The 26,862-nt window shown below is 52.7% G+C and carries 25 protein-coding genes and 1 riboswitch; of the genes, 11 read left to right on the plus strand and 14 right to left on the minus strand.

Annotated features, from left to right (window positions below):
* Positions 1-46: 46 nt before the first annotated feature.
* The 3 genes from rsmF to yebS all read right to left on the minus strand — a co-directional run bounded on the left by rsmF (position 47) and on the right by yebS (position 5,450).
* The gene (rsmF, locus tag ABOC97_RS19560; protein WP_349600998.1) at positions 47-1,486 is read right to left on the minus strand and encodes a 16S rRNA (cytosine(1407)-C(5))-methyltransferase RsmF; all 1,440 of its coding nucleotides are present in this window, start codon (positions 1,484-1,486) and stop codon (positions 47-49) included.
* Between the two features lie 78 nt (positions 1,487-1,564).
* Positions 1,565-4,198, minus strand: coding sequence for a PqiB family protein (locus tag ABOC97_RS19565; protein WP_349601001.1), 2,634 nt, complete (start codon positions 4,196-4,198; stop codon positions 1,565-1,567).
* Positions 4,167-5,450, minus strand: a complete 1,284-nt coding sequence (gene yebS / locus ABOC97_RS19570) for a membrane integrity lipid transport subunit YebS (RefSeq protein ID WP_349601004.1) — start codon at positions 5,448-5,450, stop codon at positions 4,167-4,169. The genes ABOC97_RS19565 and yebS overlap by 32 nt, the downstream gene beginning before the upstream one ends.
* A 143-nt stretch (positions 5,451-5,593) precedes the next feature.
* Between yebS and ABOC97_RS19575 the strand changes: the two genes are divergently transcribed.
* The 4 genes from ABOC97_RS19575 (at position 5,594) to htpX (ending at position 10,031) form a co-directional block, all read left to right on the plus strand.
* Positions 5,594-6,091 carry a GAF domain-containing protein gene (locus ABOC97_RS19575; protein ID WP_234502785.1) on the plus strand — a complete coding sequence of 166 codons (498 nt, stop codon included), beginning with the start codon at positions 5,594-5,596 and terminating at the stop codon, positions 6,089-6,091.
* A gap of 97 nt (positions 6,092-6,188) precedes the next feature.
* Positions 6,189-6,884, plus strand: a complete 696-nt coding sequence (gene proQ, locus ABOC97_RS19580) for an RNA chaperone ProQ (RefSeq protein WP_349601007.1) — start codon at positions 6,189-6,191, stop codon at positions 6,882-6,884.
* 19 nt (positions 6,885-6,903) lie between these two features.
* Positions 6,904-8,952, plus strand: coding sequence for a carboxy terminal-processing peptidase (prc, locus tag ABOC97_RS19585; protein WP_349601010.1), 2,049 nt, complete (start codon positions 6,904-6,906; stop codon positions 8,950-8,952).
* A gap of 194 nt (positions 8,953-9,146) precedes the next feature.
* Positions 9,147-10,031 carry a protease HtpX gene (gene htpX, locus ABOC97_RS19590; protein WP_349601013.1) on the plus strand — a complete coding sequence of 295 codons (885 nt, stop codon included), beginning with the start codon at positions 9,147-9,149 and terminating at the stop codon, positions 10,029-10,031.
* Between the two features lie 60 nt (positions 10,032-10,091).
* On the opposite strand, the gene ABOC97_RS19595 is transcribed toward htpX, so the two are convergent.
* Positions 10,092-11,465, minus strand: a complete 1,374-nt coding sequence (locus tag ABOC97_RS19595) for an MFS transporter (RefSeq protein WP_349601015.1) — start codon at positions 11,463-11,465, stop codon at positions 10,092-10,094.
* A 178-nt stretch (positions 11,466-11,643) separates the two neighbouring features.
* On the opposite strand from ABOC97_RS19595, the gene kdgR reads away from it, so the two are divergent.
* Complete coding sequence (kdgR, locus tag ABOC97_RS19600; protein ID WP_234502796.1) at positions 11,644-12,435, plus strand: DNA-binding transcriptional regulator KdgR; 792 nt, start codon at positions 11,644-11,646, stop codon at positions 12,433-12,435.
* Between the two features lie 49 nt (positions 12,436-12,484).
* Here kdgR and ABOC97_RS19605 read toward each other — a convergent pair whose 3' ends face one another.
* Complete coding sequence (locus ABOC97_RS19605; protein WP_234502798.1) at positions 12,485-12,724, minus strand: YobH family protein; 240 nt, start codon at positions 12,722-12,724, stop codon at positions 12,485-12,487.
* A gap of 168 nt (positions 12,725-12,892) precedes the next feature.
* Here ABOC97_RS19605 and mgrB point away from each other — a divergent pair, with 168 nt between their 5' ends.
* From mgrB to rlmA, 5 genes are all read left to right on the plus strand, one after another.
* Positions 12,893-13,036: a PhoP/PhoQ regulatory lipoprotein MgrB gene (gene mgrB / locus ABOC97_RS19610; protein WP_035891646.1), complete on the plus strand. Its 144-nt coding sequence runs from the start codon at positions 12,893-12,895 to the stop codon at positions 13,034-13,036.
* A gap of 73 nt (positions 13,037-13,109) precedes the next feature.
* Positions 13,110-13,403 carry a YebO family protein gene (locus ABOC97_RS19615; protein ID WP_349601020.1) on the plus strand — a complete coding sequence of 98 codons (294 nt, stop codon included), beginning with the start codon at positions 13,110-13,112 and terminating at the stop codon, positions 13,401-13,403.
* A gap of 694 nt (positions 13,404-14,097) precedes the next feature.
* Positions 14,098-14,214 (plus strand): DUF2627 domain-containing protein, encoded by a 117-nt coding sequence (locus tag ABOC97_RS19620; RefSeq protein WP_072277114.1) that lies wholly within the window; start codon positions 14,098-14,100, stop codon positions 14,212-14,214.
* A 42-nt stretch (positions 14,215-14,256) separates the two neighbouring features.
* Positions 14,257-14,466, plus strand: a complete 210-nt coding sequence (gene cspE, locus ABOC97_RS19625) for a transcription antiterminator/RNA stability regulator CspE (protein ID WP_001062678.1) — start codon at positions 14,257-14,259, stop codon at positions 14,464-14,466.
* Between the two features lie 170 nt (positions 14,467-14,636).
* Complete coding sequence (rlmA, locus tag ABOC97_RS19630) at positions 14,637-15,434, plus strand: 23S rRNA (guanine(745)-N(1))-methyltransferase (RefSeq protein ID WP_349601023.1); 798 nt, start codon at positions 14,637-14,639, stop codon at positions 15,432-15,434.
* Here rlmA and mntP read toward each other — a convergent pair.
* The 5 genes from mntP to manX form a co-directional block, all read right to left on the minus strand.
* Positions 15,431-16,000 carry a manganese efflux pump MntP gene (gene mntP / locus ABOC97_RS19635; RefSeq protein ID WP_349601026.1) on the minus strand — a complete coding sequence of 190 codons (570 nt, stop codon included), beginning with the start codon at positions 15,998-16,000 and terminating at the stop codon, positions 15,431-15,433. The two genes, rlmA and mntP, sit on opposite strands and share 4 nt — an antisense overlap.
* 1 nt (position 16,001) lies before the next feature.
* Positions 16,002-16,182, minus strand: a riboswitch (yybP-ykoY riboswitch).
* A 198-nt stretch (positions 16,183-16,380) separates the two neighbouring features.
* Positions 16,381-16,839: a DUF986 family protein gene (locus ABOC97_RS19640; protein WP_349601028.1), complete on the minus strand. Its 459-nt coding sequence runs from the start codon at positions 16,837-16,839 to the stop codon at positions 16,381-16,383.
* A gap of 52 nt (positions 16,840-16,891) precedes the next feature.
* On the minus strand, positions 16,892-17,743 hold the full coding sequence (locus tag ABOC97_RS19645; RefSeq protein ID WP_234502805.1) for a PTS mannose transporter subunit IID: 852 nt from the start codon (positions 17,741-17,743) through the stop codon (positions 16,892-16,894).
* A 12-nt stretch (positions 17,744-17,755) separates the two neighbouring features.
* On the minus strand, positions 17,756-18,556 hold the full coding sequence (manY, locus tag ABOC97_RS19650; protein WP_349601032.1) for a PTS mannose transporter subunit IIC: 801 nt from the start codon (positions 18,554-18,556) through the stop codon (positions 17,756-17,758).
* Positions 18,557-18,617: 61 nt separating this feature from the next.
* Positions 18,618-19,580 carry a PTS mannose transporter subunit IIAB gene (manX, locus tag ABOC97_RS19655; RefSeq protein WP_349601036.1) on the minus strand — a complete coding sequence of 321 codons (963 nt, stop codon included), beginning with the start codon at positions 19,578-19,580 and terminating at the stop codon, positions 18,618-18,620.
* Positions 19,581-20,034: 454 nt separating this feature from the next.
* On the opposite strand from manX, the gene yoaE reads away from it, so the two are divergent.
* Positions 20,035-21,594: a CNNM family cation transport protein YoaE gene (yoaE, locus tag ABOC97_RS19660; RefSeq protein ID WP_349601038.1), complete on the plus strand. Its 1,560-nt coding sequence runs from the start codon at positions 20,035-20,037 to the stop codon at positions 21,592-21,594.
* A 67-nt stretch (positions 21,595-21,661) separates the two neighbouring features.
* Here yoaE and ABOC97_RS19665 read toward each other — a convergent pair whose 3' ends face one another.
* The 4 genes from ABOC97_RS19665 to pabB all read right to left on the minus strand — a co-directional run bounded on the left by ABOC97_RS19665 (position 21,662) and on the right by pabB (position 26,822).
* Positions 21,662-23,218: an EAL domain-containing protein gene (locus ABOC97_RS19665; RefSeq protein WP_349601041.1), complete on the minus strand. Its 1,557-nt coding sequence runs from the start codon at positions 23,216-23,218 to the stop codon at positions 21,662-21,664.
* A gap of 135 nt (positions 23,219-23,353) precedes the next feature.
* Positions 23,354-24,718: an L-serine ammonia-lyase gene (gene sdaA, locus ABOC97_RS19670; RefSeq protein WP_234502810.1), complete on the minus strand. Its 1,365-nt coding sequence runs from the start codon at positions 24,716-24,718 to the stop codon at positions 23,354-23,356.
* A 164-nt stretch (positions 24,719-24,882) separates the two neighbouring features.
* Positions 24,883-25,461, minus strand: a complete 579-nt coding sequence (locus ABOC97_RS19675) for a CoA pyrophosphatase (RefSeq protein WP_349601044.1) — start codon at positions 25,459-25,461, stop codon at positions 24,883-24,885.
* 2 nt (positions 25,462-25,463) lie between these two features.
* Positions 25,464-26,822, minus strand: a complete 1,359-nt coding sequence (gene pabB / locus ABOC97_RS19680; protein WP_349601046.1) for an aminodeoxychorismate synthase component 1 — start codon at positions 26,820-26,822, stop codon at positions 25,464-25,466.
* Positions 26,823-26,862: the final 40 nt, after the last annotated feature.

Consider the following 26,862-nt stretch of genomic DNA (forward strand, 5'->3'; position numbering starts at 1 on the left):
CAACGCAGAGATTTACGCCAGTAAAATAATGCGTTTTTTTTATTCGCTACTCCGACCTGTTACCAAACAGCTTACCATCGCGGACCAGTTCGCGCGGATAGCTATTCTTCAGGCGTGAAATAATGCGCTTCGCCAACCCCAGAGGAAAGCCCTGGAAGGTGACAATCACATCATCGGAAGCAGGGGATTGCTGTGGATATACATCACGACCACGATACCACTCCTGCGCCTCCTCCAGCGTTAGCTCATGTCCTAACTTGTCGGTTTTAGCCAGCGCAATAACCGCTTCATGCTGCCAGCGGAAGCCTTTGTTGTGCGTCTCTGCAAGTTTTAGGCCGATACGCGAGAAGCGTACTTTACCCAGCAGCGGCTCAATTTCCGTTGGGAATAGCCAGATCTCTTTATCGCGTTGCCATAGGGTGAGCGATTCATCCCATTCGATACCCACTTTACCAGCCGCGCTGGCCACCTCGGCGGATTCGCGGGTCTTCATTGGGAAAAACGGGAATTTACCGACTTTATAGCCCGGCGTCGGTAGCGGCTCTATAGCAGCCGTTTTGCGCAGACGAGCAACAAAGAAGCCTTCACAGTCGTAAATCTGCGGGAATACATGCAAAAAACCTTCCGGTGTCAGTGCCTTACTGGCGCTCGGGAACAGTTCACCCAGCGGCACGATCTCCACTGCATCCGGGTAGCGAGACAGTAGCCAGTCAATGACCGACTCATTTTCATCGCGATTAAGCGTACAGGTAGAATAGACCAGCGTTCCACCGGGGCACAGCGCGTGGAAAGCGCTGTCGATAAGTTCGCGTTGCGTTGCGGCGATCTCAAGGTTGCTGGCCGGAGACCAGTTTTTCAGCGCGTCGGCGTCTTTACGTACTACGCCTTCACCGGAGCAGGGTGCATCCAGCAAAATGGCATCAAAGCATTCCGGCAGCGCAGCGCCGAAGACGCGACCATCGAAATGGGTGAGCGCGGTATTGGTTATCCCACAACGACTGATATTGGCATGCAGCACTTTGACGCGACTGGCGGAAAATTCATTGGCCAGCAGCATGCCGCGGTTATCCATTCGGGCGGCAATCTGGGTGGTCTTGGAACCCGGAGCGGCGGCAACGTCCATCACGCGTTCGGGTTGCACGCCGTCGGCAAATAATGCGGCAACCGGCAGCATTGAACTGGCTTCCTGAATATAAAACAGGCCGCTTAAATGTTCTGCGGTACTGCCCAGCGGCAGCGCTTCCTCATCTTCCCTTTCAATCCAGAAACCTTCCGCGCACCATGGGACCGGCGTTAGCTGCCAGCCGTACGGCGCAACTAGCGCGAGGAAATCATCGACCGTTATTTTTAGCGTGTTGACACGCAGGCTGCGGCGCAACGGGCGCTGACAGGCATCGAGAAAATCATCAAAGTCGAGATGAGCAGGCATGGCCTCACGCATCTGCGCGAGGAATTCATCGGGAAAATAGACAGAGTTTTGAGCCACTGGCGAATACCACAAGGAGATAAAGAGCGCGCAGTCTACCATAAAACGCGCCGGTGACGGGCACCGGCGCGCAGGGATTTAACGTGGCAGGGCAGTGCCCCATTCACGCCATTCTTTGGGTTCAGACTCCAACAACAAGAAGTGTTTTCCTTCCTGTGCTTTTGGTGCCAGCGGCGTTCCCGGCGGTGTGGCGAAGGCGATGCCGCCGCGAATGAACTGATTAAAGGTGCCGGTTTTCACCACGCCGCCAATCAGGCCAAAGTCGAGGCTGTAGCCCGATGCCAGCCAGAAGACCGAGTTGTTGCGAACCAGGTGCTGATAGCGCTGGCCAATACGCATTTCGATCATCACGCGGTCAGAGAGGCTGCCCAGATGCAGGGCCGTGACCGTACCGACTTCCAGACCGCGGAACAGAACCGGAGTACCGATGTTCATCGAACCAGCTTCCGGCGCTTCGACCACAATATTCAAACCGTTCAGATAGCGCGAGTCAGAGATAGTCGCTTCCTGCAGTTCAAAGTCACGACGCATTTCTCCGTGCCCTGGCTCGACGTTGACGTACGGCTGGAGCAGCGTATCAAGATGCTCAACGCCTGCCGCCGAAATCTGCGGTGTAATCACCGAGAAGCGCGTGCCGCGACGGGCGAAGGTGCTGACGTATTCCGGATAGAGCACGGCGCTGGCCTGGACTTCATTGCGTGAAGCATTCAGCTCAAGATTTTGTACCTGTCCGATGTCGATGCCTAAATAGCGAATAGGCATACCGGCGGAGAGTTTATCGGCGTCAAAAGCGTGCAGGGTTATCTGTCCACCGATGGCTCGCGCGGCGGTTTCTGACGGGAACAGCACTCGCTTGTCGCCTTTGCGGCTGCCGTTGCTGGCCTGGTTAATGTTATCGAAGCTGACCGCGCCTTTGAGCGCCCGAGAGAGCGGGGAAGCCTGAACCGTTAACCCGCTGCCGTTAAGCTGCACTTTTGCACCGCCTTCGGCCCAGAAAACGCTGTTTGGCGTCAGCAGCGAGCGATATTCCGGCTTAATGTGCACGGCAATATCAAAGGCATTGGCGCGCGGCTGGACGGCGGTGATTTCACCCACTTCAAACTTGCGGTACAGCACGACGGAACCGGTCTGGATATCCGGCAGCGTTTCAGCGGTCAGCATCAAGGTGGTAGTAGGGTAATCACTCAGGTTGTTTTCCTGCGCTTTCTCCAGATTGGCGTACAGCGGGTAGCTGGCCTTCATCGGGCCTTTTTCACCCGGCAGAATGCGGATGCCGCCGCTCAGCCACTCATTAGCGCTGGCACCGAGGAATTCCACGCCATCAATGCCGACTTTGACGTCCATTTTGCTGTTGACAACAAACTTACTGTCGCCGTGTACTAAATCACGATATTGCGGATCGATGGCGATAGCGAACTCAATCCCTTTTACGCTCAGCGTACGCTGGAGAACCTGACCAATTTTGACCCCATGTAGCATAATAGGCTGACCGCCGTCGATGCCATAGCTCTCCGGCGCCGTCAGCGTTAGCGTCATCACGCCGGGTTGTTGCAGCAGCGTTTTATCGGCTGCCAGCACCGCAAAGCGGTCTTTCGGCTCACCCTCGCCAGGGACCAGTTCGAAGGTGCTGCCGGTCAACAGCATGCTGAGGTTAGGGTTATCGAGCGTCAGTTTAGGTTGATGTAGCTCGATGCGCGTTTTTTCACGCAGCAGCGTAACCACGCTCGGATCGACGGTCATTTCGCCGGTCACCGAGCCATCAGGATTGAGCGTGAGTTTGGTGAGCTGGCCAACTTCCAGCCCCTGATAGAGCATTGGCGTGGAACCGGCTTTCAGCCCGTCACCGCTTGGAAGCTGGAGCTGGATAATCACGCCGCGCTGGCTGTGCGCCAGATCTTCATATAGCCCGTACTCATCGTTCTGCTCGGCCGCTTTAGAATCCGACGGTGAGTCAAAGGCAATCGCGCCATTGACCAGCGCCGATAGGCTTTCCAGCTGTACTTTGGCGCCGCTTAAGCCGACATCGGCTTTAACGCCGGAAACGTTCCAGAAACGGCTGCCTTTTTTTACCAGATTGGTAAAGCGACGTTCAACCAGCACATCGATAGTGACGCCCTGGTTATTCGGATTGATCGCGTAATCATAAACGCGGCCAACCGGAATTTTACGGAAATAGACCAGCGATCCGCTGCTCAGCGAGCCTAAATCGGCCGCGTGCAGGTGAATCATCAGTTCGCCGTTATTCAGCCGGTATTTTGGCTGGGTATCGAGTGCGGTAAAACGATCGCGCGGTTCGCCTTTGCCGGGCATCATGCCGATATAGTTACCGCCCACCAGTGCATCAAGGCCGGAAACCCCGGCAAGCGACGCTTTCGGCGTCACCAGCCAGAACTGGGTGTCGTCGCGTAACGCATCTTCCATATCGCTTTTAATACTGGCGCGGACCTCAATCTTGCTGCGGTCACGGGCCAGGCGAATATCCTGCACCGTTCCGACCTCAACCCCCTGGAAGCGCACGGGCGTCCGCCCAGGAACAATCCCGTCCGCCGACATAAAGTCGATGGTAATGGTAGTGCCCCTGTCTTCGTAGCTATTCCAGATAAGCCAGCCGGCTATCATCAGCGCGATGACCGGCAGTAGCCAAAACGGAGAAATGCGACGTTTCGTTTTAATTCGCGCCTCAGTCTGTGAAGCGGGCGTTTCCTGACTCATGTGCGTCCCAAAGTAAGCGGCTGTCCAGCCATTCAACAGCAAGAATAGTTAATATTACCGCAGCGCCAAAATAAAACGCAGCGGGACCCATCGTGAAAGCGAGAAGCTGATCGCGATTGATGAGCGACATGGTTAATGAAATCACAAACAGATCCAGCATTGACCAGCGGCCAATCCAGGTGACGAACCGCAGCAACAGGATACGCGTACGTAAACCATGCTGACATTTAAAACGAATGCTGATAAGCAGGGTCAGCATGACGATAATTTTGGTGAAGGGCACCAGAATACTGGCGATGAACACGACCGCCGCCACCGCAACATTACTGCTGGCAAGTGACATGATCCCCGAAAGGATCGTGTCCTCCTGACGGCCGCCGTTAACATAGATGATGGAAATCGGCAGCAGGTTAGCTGGGAAAATAAAGATGATTGAGGCGACCAACGCCGCCCAGCTTTTCTGTAGGCTCTGACGACGGCGATAGCGCAGCGGCGTGTGACAGCGGCGACAGCGACCGCGAACGTCGGCAAAACCGGTGTAATGGCACTCAAGGCAAACGCGCAGGTTTGCGTCCGGGCGTGTCGCGGGGCGCTGAGGATAAAAACGCTCCCACAATTGCTCAATATTCAGATGAATAAGCGTCAGAATACTGAGCACCACTAAGACGATAAATGCCAGCAGGCCGAGGCCGGGCTGCAAAAAGGCATAATCCTGAACTTTGATTGACGCCACGGCGATGCCGACGAGGTAGATGTCCAGCATCACCCACTCTTTAAGTTTATCGAGCATCAACAAGACGGGGCGGAGATTCATGCCTAGAATATTACCCAGCCACAGATAGGCGATAGCCAGCACCAGTACCGCGGGCGCGGCAACGGCGCAGAAAAATACCATCGCAGCCGTGACCGGATGGCCCTGATCGGTCATTTGCCAGATACCGGCCAGCAGGCTGGCGTCAATCCGCACGCCAAGCAGGTGCAGCCGCAGCAGCGGTTCGCTCCAGGCAAAAGGCATTAACAGCAGCATAGTAACTGCCATCGCGCCAAGACGGGTTAGCGACCAGTCGCGCCCTTCGCGAACTTTGGCGTTACAGCGCGGGCAGTAGGCGCTTTGTGATGATTTTACGACCGGTAACCGAAAAAGCGTATCGCACTGCGGGCAACGTTGGTAATGTGCCCACGGTAACGGTGCGCCAACGGCGTGAATACGTATTTTTTTCGTCGGTGTTATACGTGAAGTTGTCAGTGCCATTTATTACATTGATAAATGAATGTATAACTCTATCTTAACCTAAGTATGGATTCATCTTGAGCTCAAACGCACTTAATGCGTATTTTATAAGGCTGTAGAGTGAGTAACGAATCAGTAACATCGCAAACAATAGTGATTGAATAATGACCAAAACAGAATTTTACGCGGATCTTAACCGCGATTTTCAGGCATTGATGGCAGGTGAAACAAGTTTTTTAGCCGTAATCTCCAATACCAGCGCGCTGCTGTATGAGCGCCTGTCTGATGTAAACTGGGCGGGATTTTATCTGCTGGAAGGTGAAACATTAGTTCTGGGGCCGTTCCAGGGAAAAATTGCCTGTGTGCGCATCCCTGTCGGTCGCGGCGTCTGCGGGACGGCCATTGCCGAAAATCGCGTGCAGCGCGTCGAAGATGTCCACGCTTTTGATGGCCATATTGCCTGCGATGCATCCAGCAATGCGGAAATTGTGCTGCCGCTTCAGGTTAACGGCCAGGCTCTTGGCGTGCTGGATATCGATAGCACGGTGTTCTCTCGTTTTAGCGAAGAGGACGAAGTGGGCCTGACTGAACTGGTCGGCCACCTTCAAAAAGTGCTTGAAGCCACCGATTATCAAAAATTCTTTGCACCCGTCGCAGGATAATCAACGGATAACGTAGCATTTACGGATGACGTCATTATAATGTCGCCTGTTCATGCCTGCGGCTTGTTGGCTACGTCCGTTGTAATCAGGAAATTTCATGGAAAATCAACCTAAGTTGAATAGCAGTAAAGAAGTTATCGCATTTTTGGCCGAACGTTTCCCGCAGTGTTTCAGCGCGGAAGGTGAAGCTCGCCCCCTGAAGGTCGGTATTTTTCAGGATCTCGTCGAGCGTGTTGAAGGGGAAATGAACCTCAGCAAAACTCAACTGCGTTCCGCATTACGTCTTTATACTTCAAGCTGGCGTTACCTTTATGGTATTAAAGCCGGTGCAGTCCGCGTCGATCTCGACGGCAATCCTTGCGGAGAGCTGGACGAGCAGCACGTGGCACATGCCCGCCAGCAGCTTGAAGAAGCCAAAGCTCGCGTTCAGGCTCAACGTGCTGAACAGCAGGCTAAAAAACGCGAAGCAGCGATTGCTGCAGGTGAGCCGGTTGATGCGCCACGTCGTGAGCGTAAACCACGTCCGCCAGTGCGCCGTAAAGAAGGGGCCGAGCGTAAGCCGCGCGCAGCCACTACGGCGAAACCTGCTGCGAAAGTTGTCCGCGAAGTGCGTGAAGAGAAGCTGACTCCAGTATCTGATTTGTCTGCGTTGACCGTTGGGCAAGCACTGAAAGTTAAAGCGGGCAACAGCGCGATGGACGCCACGATTCTGGAAATCACCAAAGATGGCGTTCGCGTGCAGCTTACTTCGGGTCTGTCAATGATTGTACGCGCAGAACACCTGGTGTTCTGAAACGGAGGCCGGGCCAGGCATGAACAAATTCTTTAGGCTCTCCGCGCTTGCTGGTCTGTTATTAATAACAGGCCAGGCCGTAGCGGTTGATGATATTACCCGTGTTGATCAACTTCCTATCCTTAAGGAAGAGACGCAACACGCCACGGTGAGCGAGCGCGTAACATCGCGCTTTACCCGTTCTCATTATCGCCAGTTCGATCTCGATGAGGCTTTTTCAGCCAAAATTTTCAATCGCTATCTGAACCTGCTGGATTACAGCCACAACGTGCTGCTGGCCAGCGACGTTGAGCAATTTTCCGCGAAAAAAGGGCAGATTGGCGACGAGCTTCGTTCGGGCAAATTAGATGTCTTCTACGATCTCTACAACCTGGCGCAAAAACGCCGCTTTGAGCGCTATGAGTATGCGCTGAAGGTGCTTGAGCGTCCGATGGACTTCACCGGCAACGATACCTTTAACCTCGACCGCTCAAAAGCGCCGTGGCCAAAAGATCAGGCCGAGCTGAATGCGCTGTGGGACAGCAAGGTTAAGTACGATCAGCTGAGCCTGAAGCTGGCCGGTAAAGACGACAAAGAAATTCATGACACGCTGGCACGGCGCTATAAATTCGCGATTCGTCGCCTGGCGCAAACTAACAGCGAAGACGTATTCTCGCTGGCGATGACCTCCTTCGCCCGTGAAATCGATCCGCACACCAACTATCTGTCTCCGCGTAACACCGAACAGTTTAATACTGAAATGAGCCTGTCTCTGGAAGGTATTGGCGCGGTGCTGCAAATGGATGATGACTACACCGTCATTAATTCCATGGTAGCAGGCGGCCCGGCGGCCAAAAGCAAAGCGATTAGCGTAGGCGATCGCATTGTCGGCGTAGGCCAGACCGGTAAAGGCATGGTGGATGTGATTGGCTGGCGTCTTGACGACGTAGTCGCGCTGATCAAAGGGCCGAAGGGCAGCAAAGTGCGCCTGGAAGTTCTTCCTGCTGGTAAAGGTTCTAAAACGCGTATCGTCACCTTGACCCGCGAGCGTATTCGTCTCGAAGACCGCGCGGTGAAAATGTCGGTTAAAAGCGTTGGCAAAGAAAAAGTCGGCGTACTGGATATCCCAGGCTTCTACGTGGGCCTGACTGAGGACGTGAAGGTTCAGCTGCAGAAGCTGGAAAAACAGAACGTCAGCAGCGTGATTATCGACCTGCGCAGCAACGGCGGTGGGGCATTGACCGAAGCGGTTTCGCTTTCCGGTCTGTTCATTCCGTCCGGTCCGGTAGTGCAGGTGCGTGATAACAACGGCAAAGTTCGCGAAGATAGCGATACCGACGGCGTGGTTTATTACAAGGGTCCGCTGGTGGTTCTGGTTGACCGCTTCAGCGCTTCGGCATCAGAGATCTTTGCCGCCGCGATGCAGGATTATGGCCGTGCGCTGATCGTTGGTGAACCGACCTTTGGTAAAGGCACGGTGCAGCAGTATCGTTCACTGAACCGTATCTACGATCAGATGCTGCGTCCTGAATGGCCAGCGCTGGGCTCAGTCCAGTACACCATTCAGAAGTTCTACCGTATCAACGGTGGCAGTACGCAGCGTAAGGGCGTGACGCCGGATATTCTGATGCCAACCGGCAAAGAAGAGACCGAAACCGGTGAGAAGTTCGAAGACAACGCACTGCCGTGGGACAGCGTTAATGCTGCCACTTACGTGACGTCTGGTGACATGGCGCCATTCGAACCTCAACTGCTGAAGCTGCACGATGAACGTATCGTGAAAGATCCCGAGTTCCAGTACATCGCCAAAGACATTGCCCACTTCAATTCGCTGAAGGATAAACGCAATATCGCTTCTCTGAACTACGCCCAGCGTGAGAAAGAGAATAATGAAGACGATGCGACGCGCCTGGCGCGGATTAACGATCGCTATAAGCGTGAAGGTAAGCCGCCGCTGAAAAAACTCGACGATCTGCCGAAAGACTATAAAGAGCCGGATCCGTATCTCGACGAGACGGTTAATATCGCCGTCGACCTGGCGCGGCTTGAGAAAGCCAGCCCCGCAGCTCAACCCGCTGCGAGCAAATAACCCCCAACAGGCACAAGCAATTGTGCCTGTTTTTTTTATCTCTCTCTTCTTCACGTCAACAACTATGCTACAAAATGTAAAGTTGTGTCTTTCTGGTGACTTAGCCTCACGTAATCGTTGAAAATCGCCGTATTGCCCCTACGATATGGGTAATCGCATAGTGCGTTTTGTTAAAAAGAGGTTAAAAGTAAATTATGATGCGAATCGCGCTCTTCCTGATGACCAACCTGGCTGTAATGGTTGTGTTTGGGCTAGTGCTAAGCCTGACAGGAATTCAGTCGAGCAGTATGACGGGTCTGTTGATTATGGCGCTGCTTTTTGGTTTCGGCGGTTCCATTGTTTCATTGATGATGTCGAAATGGATGGCCCTGAAATCGGTCGGTGGTGAAGTGATTGAGCAGCCGCGTAACGAGCAGGAACGTTGGTTGCTGCAAACCGTTGCCCGCCAGTCGGAGCAGGTCGGTATTGTGATGCCGCAGGTTGCGCTGTACCACGCGCCGGATATTAATGCCTTTGCTACCGGTGCGCGCCGTGACGCCTCGCTGGTTGCCGTCAGTACCGGTTTGCTGCAGAACATGAGTCGTGACGAAGCGGAAGCGGTCATCGCCCATGAAATAAGCCATATTGCGAATGGTGACATGGTGACTATGACCCTGATTCAGGGCATTGTGAACACCTTCGTTATCTTCATCTCCCGCGTCATCGCGCAGATTGCGGCCGGTTTCCTCGGCGGTAACCGTGACGAAGGCGAAGAGGGGGGGAATGGCAACCCGCTGATCTATTTTGCGGTTTCGATGGTGCTCGAGCTGGTGTTCGGTATTCTGGCGAGCATTATCACCATGTGGTTCTCGCGCTATCGTGAGTTCCATGCGGATGCCGGTTCAGCAAAACTGGTTGGCCGTGAGAAGATGATTGCAGCGCTACAGCGCCTGAAAACCAGCTACGAACCGCAGGAGGCCAGCAGTATGATGGCGTTCTGTATTAACGGTAAGTCGAAGTCGCTGAGCGAAATGTTCATGACTCACCCACCGTTGGATAAACGTATTGAAGCGCTGCGTAGCGGCGAATACATGAAATAAGAAAAGCGCCTCGAATGAGGCGCTTTTTTTTGATCCGATTTCGTTTAGCGAGGTCGGATTTTAGCTTTGCGCCCGAGGTTGGGTAACACGCAGTCCGCTAAATAGCGTTGCCACCAACGCCAGCGTGCCGGCGAGCAGCAGCGAAACGTGAGTCCCGCCGTTGCCAAACACGTTGAACATCAGCGCGACCAATGCGGCACCGGTACTTTGCCCCAGTAAACGTGCGGTCCCTAGCATCCCGCTGGCTCCGCCGCTACGGTGACGTGGTGCCGACGCGATAATGGTATGGTTGTTAGGCGACTGGAACAGACCAAAACCCGCGCCGCACAGCAACATACGCCAGATAATGTCGATATCGCTCGGAGACGACGGCAGCATCGCCATCGCAAATAACCCGCAGGCCATAATGCCCATCCCCAACGCCCCAAGTAATCCCGCATGTACGCGCTCAATCAGATAACCCGCCAGCGGTGCCATCACCATGGTCGCCAACGGCCACGGCGTCAGCAGCAGACCGGTTTCAACTTCGGTTCGGCCCACGATGCTTTGCAGAAAGAAGGGCAGTGAGACCATCGCCAGCATCTGGGCGCAGAAGGAGCAAATCGAGGTGCAAATGGAAAGTGAAAACAGCGGGATGCGCAGCAGGTCAACGGGCAGCAACGGCACCGGCAGTTGAAGCTGGCGGCGAACGAAGAAGAAGCCAACGACCAGCAGAGCCACCAGTTCGGCACTCACCAGCATCAGTGATTGCCCCTGAGCAAAGCTGCTCAGCGCGGTAATCAACAGGCCGAAGGTCAGCGCATTCATTACCGCACTTGGTAAGTCAAAACGCTGTGTCTGACTACGGGTACCGTTCGACGGCAGAAAACGAACGGCCAATAGCCAGGCAATAATGCCCAATGGAACGTTAATCAGGAATAGCCACTGCCACGAAGCCAGCGACAAAATGGCGGCGGCAATCGTCGGCCCGGCGGCGGAAGACACAGCCACGACGAAAGAGTTAATCCCCATCCCGCGTCCTAGCTGTCGCTGCGGATAAATCAGGCGAATCAGCGCCGTGTTCACGCTCATCAGTGCGGCGCCACCGAAACCTTGCGCAATTCGGGCAAGGGTCAGCATTTCCAGCGAATGCGACAATGCGCAAAGCAGCGATGTGAGGGTAAAAACGATTAACCCGGCTTTATAGATACGGTGGTAGCCAATCATATCGCCGAGGAAGGAGAGGGAGAGCAGAGAGATAACAATCGCAATCTGATAGGCGTTGACTATCCAGATAGAGGACGCGGGTGACGCGTTAAGGTCGCTGGCGATAGTCGGCAGGGCAACGTTGGCGATCGCGCCGTCGAGTACCGCCATAGTAATACCAATAACAATCGTCAGAATGGCCCCGTAGCGCTGGGGCACAGGCAAACCATCAAGCAGAGCTCTAGTCATGAGGAAAAACTTGTTTTTGCGGAAATTATTAACCAGAAAATGATTCTAGCATTGATTAATCATTTCAATGTCGCAGATTTGTAACCAGGTCACAGAAGTTTCATTGCTACAAAGGGATTGCGAAATTATAATAAAAACCGGTTCTAATATTTATAAAACAGTTGCGATGAGGTGATAAATGTCAGCAGCGGATTTGGACAAACAGCCAGATTCTGTCTCTTCGGTACTAAAGGTTTTTGGTATCCTGCAGGCACTTGGCGAAGAACGCGAAATCGGCATTACTGAACTTTCGCAGCGCGTCATGATGTCAAAAAGCACCGTTTATCGCTTTTTGCAGACCATGAAATCATTGGGGTACGTTGCCCAGGAAGGGGAATCCGAAAAGTATTCGCTCACGCTGAAGCTGTTTGAGTTGGGTGCTCGCGCATTACAGAACGTTGATTTGATCCGCAGTGCGGATATTCAGATGCGTGAACTCTCTCGTCTGACTAAAGAAACGGTTCACCTGGGTGCGTTGGATGAAGACAGTATCGTCTACATCCATAAGATTGATTCCATGTACAACCTGCGCATGTACTCTCGCGTAGGTCGCCGTAACCCGTTGTACAGTACGGCAATTGGTAAAGTGCTGCTGGCCTGGCGTGAAACTGACGAAGTGCGTCAGATCCTCGAAGGCGTTGAATATAAGTGCAGCACCGACCGCACCATTGCCAATACTGATGAGCTGATCACCGTGCTTGAACAGGTGCGTAAGCAAGGGTATGGGGAAGATAACGAAGAGCAGGAAGAAGGGCTGCGTTGTATCGGCGTACCGGTATTTGACCGCTTTGGCGTGGTCATCGCTGGGTTGAGTATCTCTTTCCCAACGCTGCGCTTTTCTGAAGAGCGTCTGCATGAGTATGTGGAGATGCTGCATACGGCAGCACGTAAAATTTCAGAGCAGATGGGCTATAACGATTACCCATTCTGAGTCTGACAATAAAAAGCCCGGCGATGACCGGGCTTTTTTTTCATCTTTTTTAGCCTTCATCGATGACGCTGGTGCTTTTACGCAGCAGTGGGCAGCTTGAGCGGCCAACGATGCCGTTGTCACCGTGCAGGTAAAACGCAGTACTGAATCCCTGAGCCGTCAGATACTTGCACTGTAACCCTAAGCCTCCGGCGGTCTTCTGGCTGCCTGCCAGTACGCCGTATCCGCTCAGGAGAACGCCAATGCCGACGATAACCAAAAAGATGACGGTTCTGATAAACAGGCGCATAAGAATTCCTCTTCTATTATTTGTTTCATCAATACTACGTTACTTCGATAACCGATTGACACAAGTCTATGATTCCTAAAAGTGCAAGATGCTATTACAGTTAGCCGCGGTTTAAGGTTAGCATGCTAACTTGGTTGCATCTGAATAAGAAGTCATGCGGAGAGTGGAGTGAAAAAGTTTCGGTGGGTATTATTGATACTCGTGATTGCTGCTTGCTTACTGCTGTGGACGCAAATGATCAACGTAATGTGCGATCAGGACGTTCAATTTTTCAGCGGTATTTGCAGTATCAACAGGTTTATACCCTGGTAAAACATTTTTACTGGCAGCGATTTCCTTCCGTAGTGTGAGTGGTAGAATAGATCGTTCCTTTTGAGGTGGTAAAATGAGTGATCTTGTAAGTTCTGGGGCATTAAATCTGGTTTCTCTGGCGTTATCCTTCCTTCTGCTATTAGTCGGTCTGGTTTTGTGGTTTTTTGTGAACCGCGCCAGCTCACGTACTAATGAGCAAATCGAACTCCTTGAATCACTGCTCGATCAGCAAAAGCGTCAGAATGCGCTGTTGCGTCGGTTGTGTGAGGCAAGTGAGCCAGAGAAAAAAGAAGAAGAAGCACCAAAAAATGAAGCAGTAGAAGACAATAACGAAGATGATTTTATTCGCCTGGTCGCAGAGCGGTAATCTCGTTGTATGACGATTCCGGGCAGCCTGTGATAGGCTGCCGGACGAAATCCGATGCCCTTTCCCGATGTGTCTCCCCGTGTTCCTCTGGTCGATGACTTCCCTGCGCGCCATGTTGGGCAATCTATAACGATTTGTTATTGTTATTAGCCTACGATTGGTGAGTTTAATTTACGACGGATATATTATGGCTCGAATTAGCATAGTATCGCTGCTTAATTAATAGCCGGATAATCTGCATTTAATTAGCGAAACGTTTTTATTGCGCCGTTATGAGGCAGTGTCACAAAATTTTCATTATTTTAGTGCACACTCGATGTGTTATTAACCAGATAACCCGTGTAAGTTCTCCGTGTAAATGCGCCGCTCTTATAACTTCCAGCAAAAGGCATGTGAAAAAGTTATAGCGAAAATATATCTAACGATATATAGAAAGATGAAGCATCTGGATGAATCTGAACACAGATTAAATGTGGGGCTATGTTAAAAAAGTCTTACGTTACCGTAATCTAGGTCACATTTAAGGTCTGCTAACATCGCGCGAGGACGATGCTTCAGGGCGTACAGATGCGTAGGCGGACAAATGATTTGTTAGGATTTGTGCGGCTGATCGAGACACGTTTAAAAATGGCTTGCCATTAATTACGTTGTATGTGATAACACGTTTTGGGTTAAACGAGGTACAGTTCTGTTTATGTATGGCATTATCAGTAAAGAAGTTCTGAGTAAACACGTTGACGTTGAATACCGCTTCTCTGCCGAACCTTATATTAGTGCCGCATGCAGTCATGTCTCAGTTTTATCTATATGAAAACGCCTGCGGGCGCAGAAAACACTCTAAGGAATTTTGCAAATGGCAAAGATTAAAGGTCAAGTTAAGTGGTTCAACGAGTCTAAAGGTTTTGGTTTCATTACTCCTGCTGACGGCAGCAAAGATGTATTCGTACATTTCTCTGCAATCCAGGGTAACGGCTTCAAAACTCTGGCTGAAGGCCAGAACGTTGAGTTCGAAATTCAGGACGGCCAGAAAGGCCCAGCGGCTGTTAACGTAACCGCTATCTGATTCGACAATCACTGATCTTGCGGCGCGTCAGCGCATCATTATCAGATATAAAGCCTCGCGAATGCGGGGCTTTATCATTTTTAGCCCTGCCATTTTTACCACCGCTTCGCCTTCCTCCCTTGCCTGAATAGCGGTACACTTTCGGCCTTTAAGATTATGCCGGAGTCGTTATGTCCTACAGTTGTCCGCTCTGCCACGCGCCCCTAACGCGCAGCGGCAATAGTTACCTTTGCCCACAGCGTCATCAGTTTGACCAGGCGAAAGAGGGCTACGTCAATCTCCTGCCGGTACAGCATAAGCGTTCCCGCGATCCGGGAGACAGTGCGGAAATGATGCAGGCACGGCGCGCGTTTCTGGATGCCGGGCATTATCAACCGTTACGCGATGCCGTCAGCGCGAAGCTAAATGCGATTAAACCTGAACATCTGCTGGATATTGGCTGCGGGGAAGGGTACTACACGCACGCTTTTGCTGCTGTAGCAAAAGAAACCTGGGGGCTGGATGTCTCTAAAACGGCAGTTCGCTATGGCGCGAAGCGTTATCCGCAGGTGAACTTCTGCGTGGCGTCCAGCCAGCGTTTGCCATTTGATGACGTCAGCATGGATGCGGTGATACGCATTTATGCCCCCTGCAATCCTGCTGAACTTAAGCGCGTGGTCAAACCGGGCGGCTGGGTGATAACGGTCACACCGGGCCCGCGTCATCTTCTCGAAATGAAAGGGTTGATTTACAACGAAGTGCAGCTGCATGCGCCGCATTCTGAGGTAATAGACGGTTTTACCTTGCAAAGCCACGAGGCGTTAGCCTATCCGATGCAGTTAAGCGGTGAAGAAGCGGTGACGCTTTTGCAGATGACGCCGTTCGCATGGCGGGCAAAACCAGAGGTGTGGGAAACGTTGAAGCAGAGTGAGCGGTTCGATTGCCAGACGGATTTCGCGATTCACGCCTGGCAAAGAGAGAACGATTAACCCATGTAGTGCGCGTAGAGGATCTGCGCGCCAATGGCGATTAACACGATACCACCGAGAATTTCCGCCCGTTTGCCAAGCAGCGGGCCAATGTAACGCCCGACCATCATTCCCAGCGTCGACATAATAAAGGTCGCACAACCAATCGCAAAAGCGGTAGCCAGAATATTGACCTGCAGGAATGCCAGACCTACGCCGACGGCCATCGCATCAAGACTGGTGGCAATGGCCGTCGTGACCAGAAGCCAGAAACCGTGACGACGCGGCGCCTCTTTATCTTCTTCACCATCATCACCGCGGAAACCTTCGATGACCATTCGCCCGCCGAGGAAAATCAGCAGCGCGAAGGCGACCCAATGGCTCCACGCCATCACGAATTGACTGGCGAGCATTCCCAGACCCCAGCCAATGAGCGGCGTCAGCATTTCGATCACGCCAAAAATCAGACCGGTACGCAGGGCTTCAGAAAACTTAGGTTTATTGAGCGTCGCGCCTTTACCGATTGATGCAGCAAACGCGTCCATCGACATGCCAAAGGCAAGAAGAATTGTTGCGGTTAAATTCATGAAGATGTCCAGACCGGGAAGTTTCCATATGACACATTACTGCCCCCAGTAATCAGCAGTGAATGCGTCTATGGTCTCGCTTGACTACGATGTGTAATCCGTACGCACCACGTTTTTCAACGAGTATGTTGACACGTACATTTCCAAGGGATGGAAATCAGCTACTCCCCAACGACGGGCGCAACCTTAACATATTTTTAGAATATAAAACAACAATTGCTATTGCTTATTTTATCTTTTGATGATAACGATTTTCATTTAGATTTATTGCGTAATCAATACGTTAATAAATATCGGGAAGTTTTGCGAAATAAACATAGCCAACGCTATAAGTTATCTGCTCTTAAATAGTACAGATATAGCGATGGCTATATTATAAGTTATTGATTATTAACGAGTAGGTTGTATATTTTTTCCAGGTCGTCAATATTCTTGACGCGGACAAGCAGGCGACGCTTTTCTAATTGCATCACCAGTACACCGTCTTCGGATAAATTCATTTTTTGGATGCGGCTATATTTTATCCACACATTACCAAAGAAGAAGCCTTCCGTTTTAAAGATGATTTTTGGGCTGCGGATCCAGAACAGATAAAAACCCATCAATGCGAGTGCGCATAATAACCATGTGGTAATAAGCGCGCCGTGGCTGGTGACATTGTTGTATACCAGGATGACAATCAGCACGACGAAGATAACGCTGTCTACGCGACCAGGGCGCAGGAGAGGGACGGCGAGTAGCGTGGAGCTATGACGGCGGGGCATGATGAACTGGTCGTATATAGCGAAAGCCAGTAGTGCGACGATGAAAAGGACCAGTACTAGATCCGTTATGGACATTAAGCCTCCAGATAAAAAAACCGGGGGCAGGGCCCCCGGCGTACTTCAGATATTACAGACCCAGCAGGCCGACAGCGTAACCCGCGATACCGATGACGAAGAAGCCAACGATAATCCACAGGGCGTTAACTTTCTTACGCAGCAACCACATACAGGCGAAGGTCAGCAGCAGAGGAACCAGGCCCGGCATCAGCTGGTCAAGGATTGTCTGCACGGTGGTGACACGCGTTTGGCCATCCTGACCTGTGATGGTCGAAACCACCAACGGGATGTTCACGTGCGTCCACTTGTTAACCAATGCCCCCATGACAAACAGGCCGAGGATTGATGCCCCCTCAGTCAGTTTCTGCAGGAAGCCGCCGCCCATGTCCGAAACGATATCGATACCTTTACGATAACCGTAAGCCACACCGTAGTAACGGGTTGCCAGACGCACCAGGTTGAACAGGATGAAGAACAGCAGTGGCCCAAGCAAGCTACCGCTCATCGCGATACCGGCACCCAGTGCTGCGAATACCGGACGTACGGTACCCCAGAAGATTGGGTCGCCCACGCCAGCCAGCGGCCCCATCAGACCAACTTTGATACCGTTGATGGCAGCATCGTCAATCTCGGCACCGTTCGCACGCTGTTCTTCCATCGCCAGTGTAACGCCCAGTACCGGCGCGGCTACATATGGATGGGTGTTAAAGAATTCCAGGTGACGTTTGATGGCTTGTTTACGCGCATCGTTATTCTCTGGGTACAGGCGACGAATCGCTGGCACCATAGAGAAACAGAAACCCAGCGCCTGCATACGTTCGAAGTTCCATGAACCCTGAAACAGGTTAGAACGAAGGAACACGCCACGAATATCACTCGGAGTGAGTTTTTTCTCGGTGGTAGTTTTAGTCACATCAACCATTTCGCTCACCTGTTAGTCCAATTCGTTATCAAGATCGTTAGAACCAGCGGCCTGAGCAGGGGCACCTGCAGCGCGGTTATATTTCGGGCTGAGCTGGATGTAGAGGATTGCCATTACCGCACCAATCACGCCCAGAGCAACCAGGTTAAAGTTAGTAAATGCAGCAGTGACGAAGCCGAGGTAGAAGAACGGCATCAGGTAGCCTGCGCGCATCATGTTGATGACCATCGCATAACCTACTACCACGATCATACCACCGGCAATGTTCAGACCGCTGGTGACGACTTCTGGAATGGCGTTCAGCATGCTCTGAACTTCGCTGGTACCGACGGAGACCGCAACAATGACTGCTGGAATAGCAATACGCATCGCCTGCAGGAACAGGGAAGAAACGTGAATCCACGACAGAGCCGTGAGGTTTCCGTTTTCCGCCGCTTTATCCGCTGCGTGCTGGAATGCTACAGTGATGGTACGAACGATAATGGTCAGAACCTGACCAGCTGCTGCCAGAGGGATAGCCAGGGCGATACCTGCGCCGATACCCTGGTGGCCTGCAATGACCAGAATGGTGGAAATAATGGACGCTAGTGCGGCATCAGGTGCAACGGCTGCACCGATGTTCATCCAACCCAAGGCGATCATTTCCAGGGTACCACCGATGATAATACCGGTTTTCATATCCCCGAGAACGATACCGATCAGCGTACAGGCGACCAGCGGACGGTGGAACTGAAATTCATCGAGTATCGACTCCATACCCGCAATACATGCGACGATGAACACCAGCACAATCTGAAGAGTGGTAATCTCCATTGTACTTCTCCTATTGCTTATTCAGACTTAAGTGTGAAGGCTAAAAACATTGCCAAATCAGTTATTTCGCTATTTTGGCAATCAGATCCATCATTTTCAGTTTCTGATCGGTGGAAACTTTACGGACTTCCAGCTCGATCCCACGTGCGTTCAGTTTGTTAAAGGCCTCAATATCCTTCTCGTCAACGGATACAGCATTGTTTACCTGGGTTTTACCCTGGCGGAACGCCATACCACCAACGTTTATGGAGGTCACTTTCACGCCGCCTTCCACGATACGTTCAACGTCGGTCGGGTTGGTGAACAGCAGCATCACACGTTCACCCGCATATTTCGGGTTGTTGTAGACGCGGATCATTTTAGCGACATCGACAACGTGCGCCGTGACGCCAGGAGGTGCAACCTGAGTCAACAACGTTTTACGCACGGTATCAGCGGCCACTTCATCGCTGACCACAATAATGCGCGTAACGTTGGTTTCTTTGGTCCAGCGGGTGGCAACCTGTCCGTGAATTAAACGGTCATCAATACGTGCCAGGCCGATTTGCATGTAATCGTTTGGACCCATTGGCTTAGCAGGTGCTGCAGCTTTCGGCTTAGCAGGTGCTGGAGCGGCTTTTTCAATAGGTTTCGCTTTCAGCGCTTTCACGCCTTCACGACCGGTTTCAACAGCCAGCGCCACCAACTCATCAAAGCTTGGGTTATCATCGCGAGACATAAAGGTTTCGACCAGCATCGGTACGTTGACGCCAGCGATGACTTCATAGTTTTCTTTATCAACAACAATGCGGCTTGCCGCGTTGAATGGGCTACCGCCCCAGGTATCGACCAGGAACAATACGCCTTTACTGGTATCAAGCTTCGCCAGCTGTGCGGTGTATTTTTCGATTAACGTTTCTGCATTCTCGCCAGGCACGAAATCGATCCAGCCAACATTTTCCTGCTCGCCCAACAGCATCTCTGCCGTTTTCAGCAGTTGCTCTGCTGCCCAACCATGTGTGCCTATTACAATAGCAATCGTCACTTGCTACCTCCTTTTATTATGTGTGTATCAGTAGGGCTGATACCATATGAGCCGATGTCGTTACCGAATCGATTCAGACAAGGGTTAGAGAGATAAACCAATAGTTACCGAGAATTATTTTAGACAGTGAAAGAATATTTAATGTGATGAAGATCCGTAATTTAGTTAAAGGGTTGCAATTATTTTGCGGCGTAAAAAATAGCCTTACATTTTGCAAAGACTGGTAAATCTTTGCCAAAAATTCTCTTTATTTTGCTATGTTAATGTTTCGTTTAATCACACAGGAGTATAGGGCATCAGCCCGTAGTATGGATCGTCACCGACGCCTTTTCGCATTTGCCCGCTTTTGCGGCACATCTCCCGGCCATACGCGCCAACTTTTTCTATCGTCAGGTATCGTCTCGCTTAAACATGACATAGCGATGACCCGTCTTGTCTCTCGTTGGAGTGGTTTATGGAATTGTTAATGGACCCGTCAATCTGGGCCGGATTGTTAACGCTTGTTGTGCTGGAAATTGTTCTCGGTATTGATAACCTGGTGTTTATCGCCATCCTTGCCGATAAACTGCCGCCAAAACAACGGGATAAAGCCCGTCTTATTGGTCTTTCGCTGGCGCTGGTGATGCGACTGGGCCTGCTCTCCGTTATTTCGTGGATGGTGACGCTTACCGCGCCGCTGTTTAGCGTGTGGGGGCAAACCTTCTCGGGGCGTGACATGATCATGCTGGTCGGCGGTCTATTCCTGCTGTTTAAGGCGACGACAGAGCTTCATGAGCGGCTGGAAAACCGCCAGCATGACTCCGGTCACGGCAAAGGTTATTCCAGCTTCTGGGTGGTCGTGGCGCAGATTGTGGTGCTGGATGCGGTCTTCTCGCTGGATGCGGTGATTACCGCGGTGGGTATGGTGGAGCATCTGTGGGTGATGATGGCTGCCGTGGTTATCGCGATGGGTGTGATGCTGCTGGCTTCTAAGCCGCTGACCAACTTCGTTAACCAGCATCCGACGGTGGTGGTGCTGTGTCTGAGCTTCCTGCTGATGATTGGTCTGAGTCTGGTGGCGGAAGGCTTTGGCTTCCATATTCCGAAAGGCTACCTGTACGCCGCAATAGGCTTCTCGGTGCTTATCGAACTGTTTAACCAGATCGCACGCCGAAACTTTATTCGTCATCAGTCCACGCAACCGCTGCGTGCCCGTACCGCAGACGCTATTTTGCGCCTGATGGGCAACCGTAAACCTGTTACGGCGGTGAGCGATGAAGGCAATAAACCGAAGATGCCGGTCCCGGAAGGCGCGTTTGTTGAAGAAGAACGTTACATGATCAACGGCGTACTGACGCTGGCATCGCGCTCGCTGCGCAGTATTATGACGCCGCGTGGCGAAATTAGCTGGGTTGATGCGGACCTGAGCACCGACGAAATTCGTCAACAGCTGCTGTCGTCGCCACACAGCCTGTTCCCGGTATGTCGCGGCGAGCTGGATGAGATTGTCGGGATTGTGCGGGCTAAAGAGCTGCTGGTGGCACTGGAAGCCGGTGAAGACGTGCTGGCGATAGCCTCTGCCTCTCCGGCGATTATCGTGCCGGATACGCTGGATCCTATTAATCTGCTGGGGGTTTTGCGTCGGGCGCGCGGTAGTTTCGTCATTGTCACCAATGAGTTCGGCATGGTGCAGGGGCTGGTGACGCCGCTGGACGTACTGGAAGCGATTGCCGGTGAATTCCCGGATGCTGATGAAACGCCTGAAATCATCGCTGATGGTGATGGCTGGCTGGTCAAAGGCTCCACCGACCTGCACGCGCTACAGCAGACGCTGGGTCTAGAGAATCTGGTCGATGAAGATAATGATTATGCGACGGTTGCAGGGCTGGTGATTGCGGTTAACGGCCAGATCCCCGCGGCGGGAGAAAGCGTTGAACTGCCGTCCGTGCAGATCACGGTGACTGAAGCCAACAATTATCGTGTGGATCAGGTGCGTGTGGTGAAGTTGGCCTCACCTCACGACGAAGACGAGTAACAATAAGCCGTAACCCGGATGAGGCGTACAAGTGCCGATTCCGGGGATGTCCCGGGAAGCGCAAATTTTACACTATCAGCGCTTCCCGCTCTGCCATCCAGCGCGGGAAATCTTCCAGCGGCATTGGCTGAGAGAACAGATACCCCTGCAGTAAATGAACGCCGTGACGCTGGAGATAACTGGCCTGCGCATGCGTCTCCACCCCCTCCGCAATCAGTTCAATATTCAGCCGTTGCCCTAGCGCGATGATCATATCCGTCACCGTTGAGTTCACCGCATCTGTACCTATCGCCCCAGTAAATGATTTATCGATTTTCAGTACATCCGGGTGCAGCATCTCGAGCCAGGATAACGAACTGTTGCCGGTACCAAAATCGTCTATCGCCAGCTTAATCTCGCGGTTGCCCAATTCACTGCGCACCTCGTAGTTCACGTCGTGCAGCGCGTCACGTTCGGTCAGCTCTACCGTCAGTTGTTGAATCGGTTTAACGCTGAACCAGCTTTGCTCTAAGTCCTTCAGCAACAGTCCATCATTAAAGTGCGGCGCCGCAATGTTAATGCCTATCTGGAATTCTGGATCCTGCGGAAAGAGGTGAAGTTTTTTCGCCGTTTCGCTAATGACATAGCGGGTGAGGGGGATTATCAGGTTTTGCGTTTCGGCAATCGGGATGAAAACATCTGGGTCGACCCAGCCGACACGCGGGTTATTCCATCTGAGCAGGATCTCAACCCCGGTGCAGCGCTGCACGCGGGCATCTATCTGCGGCTGGCAGTACAGACTGAACTCCTTCCCGGCAATACCCATATTGATTTCCCGAGAGAAGCTCAGTCGTCCGGCGGTCGCCAGCCAGGCAATCCAGGTAAACAGGACGCTCATGATTATCGCCAGCGGCAATTCAGAATACAGATTATGTAAGGCCAGCCACTCAGAGCCGGGACTTAATGCGCTAATGCTAAAAGGGAACTCCGAGGAACTCAGCGTGTAGGCACTATCGTCGGAATTAACCAATTGCGAGGTAATCCCGGTCTCATGCTGAAAATACTGGCTGCCGACATTGAGACTCATGTGGTTAATCAGCGGCGGAGAAGACTCAAGAATAATGTTGCTGACTAAATCAATATTGATCGAAGCCAGCACGCCGTCCTGGCCATCTGCTGACGCAGGAAACCACTGGATAAGAATGGGCGTGCCTTTAATTAATGAGTGATCGGTAGTTAATTGCAACACCGGCTGTGGGCTGGGTAACTGCGCCTGAAGCGAGTGAATCGAGATATTACGTGCGCCGAGGGCGCTGGAGCAATAAAGCTGGCCTGATTTAATCAGCGCGATAGAGCGGACGGTTTGCAGCTCAACGGCCAGTTTACGCAACTGCAGATGAATGGCTTCACAGGGACGGCCTACCAGCGCCAGCATTTCATTGCGCTGGGTTTCCAGCGGCTGCAGTATTTTGTTCAACCGCTCTACCGAATGGCTGGTGAGCGAGTCTATCTGTTTGTGATTTACGCTACGCTGTGAAATAAATCTCGTCCCGAGCGTTAATGCAAAAGCACAAACGGCGATAGTCACACAAACGGCGATTCGCTTACGTAGATACTTCCTGATAATCCATTGTGCGCTTTGCATGTCCGATGCCCGGTGCGGATATATTGATAAAGAAAATACCAGTGACGTCAGAGCAAGTGTAGTGGGAGGCGAAAAAAGTGAGAGAAAAGAGGTAAATAAATCACCCACCCGTATTAGGGGTGGGTGAGAGAGGTATTAGTCGCACTGAACCTTAATGGCCAGACCGCCGCGCGACGTTTCGCGGTATTTGGCGTTCATGTCTTTACCTGTTTCGTACATAGTCTCAATAACTTTATCCAGCGACACGCGCGGTTCGCTAGTACGGCGCATAGCCATACGCGAGGCGTTAATCGCTTTTACTGAGGCAATGGCATTACGTTCGATACACGGCACCTGAACCTGTCCGGCGACAGGATCACAGGTCAGACCGAGGTTATGTTCCATCCCGATTTCTGCTGCCACGCAGACCTGCTCTGGACTTGCGCCCAGCAGTTCAGCCAGGCCCGCCGCTGCCATTGAACAGGCCACGCCAACTTCACCCTGACAGCCGACTTCAGCACCCGAAATTGAGGCGTTCATTTTGTACAGCACGCCAATGGCACCCGCCGCAAGGAAGTAGCGGATGTAAGTTTCAGGATTCACCGGTTCGATAAAGTGATCGTAGTAGGCGAGCACTGCGGGAACAATTCCGCAGGCACCGTTCGTCGGCGCAGTCACCACTCGGCCGCCGGCCGCGTTCTCTTCGTTGACCGCCAGCGCAAACATATTGACCCAGTCGACCACGTTCATGGGATCGTGGGAGAGCTTGTCATTGGCTACCAGCAGACGGCGTAGCGCTGAAGCACGGCGCGGTACACGCAGCGGTCCAGGCAGAATACCTTCGGTATTCATTCCGCGATCGATACAGGCGCGCATGGTTTGCCACACGTTGGCGAAATAGTCTTCAATTTCTTGCTTGCTGTGCAGCGCCAGTTCGTTTTGCATCACCATGCCGGACAGAGACAGCCCGGTCTGCTGGCAATAGCCAAGCATCTCGGTTGCCGATGTAAACGGATAAGGTACCTGCACCACGTTGCTGGCTTCTTTGCCAAAATGCTCTTCGTCAACGATAAAACCGCCGCCGATGGAGTAATAGGTTTTGCTGTAGACCAGCGTCTCGCCGGACCAGGCGTGGATCTGCATGGCGTTCTCATGCAGTGAGAGGTTCTCACTACGAAAGCGCATACCGTCGTTAGCCGGGAAGTCGACCTCGACGCGGCCTTGCGCAAGCAGCAGGCGTCCGCGTGTTTCTACATCGCGAATAAACGCGGGGATAGCATCAATATCTACGGTATCTGGCTGGTTGCCCGCCAAACCCATAATGATCGCTATATCGGTATGGTGGCCTTTACCGGTGAGGGACAGTGAACCGTAGACGTCGACGGCAACGCGCGTCACGTCATCAATCAGTCCCTTTTCGACCAGGTCATCGACGAACTGTTTGCCAGCCTTCATCGGCCCTACAGTATGGGAAGATGAGGGGCCAATCCCCACCTTAAACATGTCGAATATACTAATCACTTTAACACTCCTGACAGGGTTGCCGCGTTGTTGCGGCAACGATGTAATAACTGCGCATAGTGTATGAGGGAACCCGGAAATCAGCTTAACTATTCACATGAATTTAACTAATGAATAGCCTCGATTTTACTAATACTGAGTACCGGACTTATTGATAAGTATAGTCAGGGTTTAAGGCCCACTTGTAGCGCCAGTTCACGAATGATGCCAGCGGTCATACCCCAGACAAAATAGTGCTGATACCACGACAGCCAGACGCGGTGAGAATCGCCGCGACGATGGATATCCAGCGGGTGATAGCGACCTAAGCGCAGCGCTTCGGCCAGCGGCATCTCAAACACCGAGGCGACTTCGTCTTCGCTGGCGTGATAGTGGAGATCCGGCGGAATGACCCCCAGCACGGGAGTGACCTGAAAACCGGTCACGCTGTCGACCGGTGGAAGTACGCCAATGATATCAACGCATTCGGGTGGGATTGCCACCTCTTCCTGGGCTTCACGCAGCGCAGCCGCAATCAGTGAGGCATCGCTGCTGTCCACCGCGCCGCCGGGGAACGCCACCTGGCCGGGATGTTTGCGCAAACGCGCAGAGCGCTGCGTCAACAGCAGTCCGGGCTGTGGACGACGCACAATCGGCACCAGCACTGCCGCCTGGCGGGCATTTAACGCCGCGCGAGTGGTTTGCGGGCGCAGCAGCTGAAAGCGGGAGAGAAAATCATCCAGATTCAGCGCGTTGACATCCATGGTTATGACTCCAGTTGCGATAAGATACGATTAACTTTATCAAATGTTTCCTGATATTCCGCCGCTTCTTCGCTATCCGCCACCAGGCCACCGCCCGCCGAGCAGTACAGCGTGCCTTTTGTCGCGGTGACGGTGCGGATAGTAATACTGGTATCCATATTACCGCAGGCGCTGAGATAGCCAATGCTGCCGCACCATGCGTTGCGGCGATGCGGTTCCAGCTCGTCGATAATCTCCATTGCCCGCACTTTTGGCGCGCCGGTAATGGAGCCGCCCGGAAACGCGGCGCGCAGCAGATCGGTGGCATGCAGCGTCGGTGGCAACGTGGCGGTAATGGTACTCACCAGATGGTGGACCGCCGGGAACGGCTCAACCACGAACAGTTCCGGCACCCGTACGCTGCCCGGTACCGCCACGCGGCCAATGTCGTTGCGCATCAGGTCGACAATCATCAGATTTTCTGCACGGTCTTTTGCCGAATTCGCCAGTCGAGTGGCCTGTTCGACGTCAGCCTGCGGGTCATCTAAGCGGGGTAACGTGCCTTTAATCGGGCGAGTCTGGATCTGTCCCTGCTCAAGCTGAATAAAGCGTTCAGGGGATAAGCTCAGAATTGCGCTGTCGTCGAAACGCAAAAACGCGCTAAACGGCGCTCGGTTGGCGTGGTTAAGGCGCACAAATGCCTGCCACTCATCGCCCTGGTAGTTTGCCTGAAAGCGCTGGGCAAGGTTCACCTGATAGCAGTCACCGCTGTGCAAATAAGCCTGCACCTGACGGAATTTCTCGCCATACTGCTGGCGACTCATATTCGATTGCCAGCGCGAGGTGAGGGCAAATGGCAGCGCTGTCGGAGCCGATTGCTGTGCTAACCAGGCCTGGCGCGCGTGAACGTCGCCGTAGCTTAGCAGCGTGACCACCTGACGATGATGGTCGACAACCAGCGCCCAGTCATAAATCCCCACCGCCATATCCGGCACCGCAATGTCGTTCAGCGCTCGTTGCGGCAACGTTTCAAAACGCCGCCCGAGATCGTAACCGAATAAACCAACGGCACCGCCGATAAACGGCAGTTCCGGAAGCGGCTCGTTGCTAAATGGGCCGTTTGCCAGCATATTGTGCAGCAGCGCTAGCGGATCATCCGTGGACGTGGTGACGGTGCCGTCGGCCTCGCAGATTTCAGTGGTGCCACCACGTGTAACCAGCGTTGCGCGCGGTTCGGCAACGATAATATCGTACCGGTTGTGCGGATGATCGGCGTAGCCTGAGTGTAATAGCATGGCCCATGGCGAGGCGCTTAACGGGGCAAAGTAGTGTTCTGCTGCGTCCTGTCGCCAGGGAAGCGTCACGGTTGAAGGGGGTAACATCGTTATTCTGTCCAGCCTTGTCTGCACTGCCTATGGTGAT

This window comes from Kluyvera huaxiensis (assembly GCF_040149365.1).
GTDB lineage: Bacteria > Pseudomonadota > Gammaproteobacteria > Enterobacterales > Enterobacteriaceae > Kluyvera > Kluyvera intermedia_A.

Excerpts from the sequence above, each read along its gene's own strand:
- ABOC97_RS19565 (WP_349601001.1), bottom strand. The coding sequence starts at position 4,198 with ATGAGTCAGGAAACGCCCGCTTCACAGACTGAGGCGCGAATTAAAACG.
- yebS (WP_349601004.1), bottom strand. The coding sequence starts at position 5,450 with ATGGCACTGACAACTTCACGTATAACACCGACGAAAAAAATACGTATT.
- ABOC97_RS19575 (WP_234502785.1), top strand. The coding sequence starts at position 5,594 with ATGACCAAAACAGAATTTTACGCGGATCTTAACCGCGATTTTCAGGCA.
- proQ (WP_349601007.1), top strand. The coding sequence starts at position 6,189 with ATGGAAAATCAACCTAAGTTGAATAGCAGTAAAGAAGTTATCGCATTT.
- prc (WP_349601010.1), top strand. The coding sequence starts at position 6,904 with ATGAACAAATTCTTTAGGCTCTCCGCGCTTGCTGGTCTGTTATTAATA.
- htpX (WP_349601013.1), top strand. The coding sequence starts at position 9,147 with ATGATGCGAATCGCGCTCTTCCTGATGACCAACCTGGCTGTAATGGTT.
- ABOC97_RS19595 (WP_349601015.1), bottom strand. The coding sequence starts at position 11,465 with ATGACTAGAGCTCTGCTTGATGGTTTGCCTGTGCCCCAGCGCTACGGG.
- kdgR (WP_234502796.1), top strand. The coding sequence starts at position 11,644 with ATGTCAGCAGCGGATTTGGACAAACAGCCAGATTCTGTCTCTTCGGTA.
- ABOC97_RS19605 (WP_234502798.1), bottom strand. The coding sequence starts at position 12,724 with ATGCGCCTGTTTATCAGAACCGTCATCTTTTTGGTTATCGTCGGCATT.
- ABOC97_RS19615 (WP_349601020.1), top strand. The coding sequence starts at position 13,110 with ATGAGTGATCTTGTAAGTTCTGGGGCATTAAATCTGGTTTCTCTGGCG.
- ABOC97_RS19620 (WP_072277114.1), top strand. The coding sequence starts at position 14,098 with ATGTATGGCATTATCAGTAAAGAAGTTCTGAGTAAACACGTTGACGTT.
- cspE (WP_001062678.1), top strand. The coding sequence starts at position 14,257 with ATGGCAAAGATTAAAGGTCAAGTTAAGTGGTTCAACGAGTCTAAAGGT.
- rlmA (WP_349601023.1), top strand. The coding sequence starts at position 14,637 with ATGTCCTACAGTTGTCCGCTCTGCCACGCGCCCCTAACGCGCAGCGGC.
- mntP (WP_349601026.1), bottom strand. The coding sequence starts at position 16,000 with ATGAATTTAACCGCAACAATTCTTCTTGCCTTTGGCATGTCGATGGAC.
- ABOC97_RS19640 (WP_349601028.1), bottom strand. The coding sequence starts at position 16,839 with ATGTCCATAACGGATCTAGTACTGGTCCTTTTCATCGTCGCACTACTG.
- ABOC97_RS19645 (WP_234502805.1), bottom strand. The coding sequence starts at position 17,743 with ATGGTTGATGTGACTAAAACTACCACCGAGAAAAAACTCACTCCGAGT.
- manY (WP_349601032.1), bottom strand. The coding sequence starts at position 18,556 with ATGGAGATTACCACTCTTCAGATTGTGCTGGTGTTCATCGTCGCATGT.
- yoaE (WP_349601038.1), top strand. The coding sequence starts at position 20,035 with ATGGAATTGTTAATGGACCCGTCAATCTGGGCCGGATTGTTAACGCTT.
- ABOC97_RS19665 (WP_349601041.1), bottom strand. The coding sequence starts at position 23,218 with ATGCAAAGCGCACAATGGATTATCAGGAAGTATCTACGTAAGCGAATC.
- ABOC97_RS19675 (WP_349601044.1), bottom strand. The coding sequence starts at position 25,461 with ATGGATGTCAACGCGCTGAATCTGGATGATTTTCTCTCCCGCTTTCAG.
- pabB (WP_349601046.1), bottom strand. The coding sequence starts at position 26,822 with ATGTTACCCCCTTCAACCGTGACGCTTCCCTGGCGACAGGACGCAGCA.